This window comes from Buttiauxella brennerae ATCC 51605 (assembly GCF_001654925.1).
GTDB classification, from domain to species: Bacteria; Pseudomonadota; Gammaproteobacteria; order Enterobacterales; family Enterobacteriaceae; genus Buttiauxella; species Buttiauxella brennerae.
Genome location: NZ_LXER01000071.1, coordinates 1 through 391, shown reverse-complemented (window position 1 = coordinate 391; position 391 = coordinate 1). Strand labels below are relative to the sequence as shown.

Annotated in this window: 1 pseudogene; it reads left to right on the top strand. The window is 52.2% G+C overall.

The annotated features are described in order from the left end of the window. Positions 1–391 (top strand): annotated as a pseudogene (locus tag M975_RS22035) (amino acid ABC transporter permease); the annotation flags it as partial.

Sequence of the window (391 nt, the reverse complement as noted above, 5' to 3'; positions counted from 1 at the left end):
ATGTGGGAGCTGATCCCACCATTGTTAAACTGGACGATTTTCCAGGCAAACTGGGTCGGTGATAGCCGAGCTGATTGCACCAAAGAAGGCGCTTGCTGGGTGTTTATCCATGCACGTTTTGGGCAATTTATGTATGGGCTTTATCCGCACGATCAGCGCTGGCGCATTAATCTGGCGCTGCTGATTGGCCTGGCTTCCATTGTTCCGATGTTCTGGAATGCAATGCCACGCAGGGGGCGATATATCGCGGTATGGGCAGTCGTCTATCCGTTGGTTGTCTGGGGATTATTGTACGGTGGTTTTTTGGGTCTGGATCGTGTCGAACACGCCAGTGGGGCGGGTTAACATTAACGTTGATCATTGCCTCCGTTGGGATAGCCGGAGCATTACC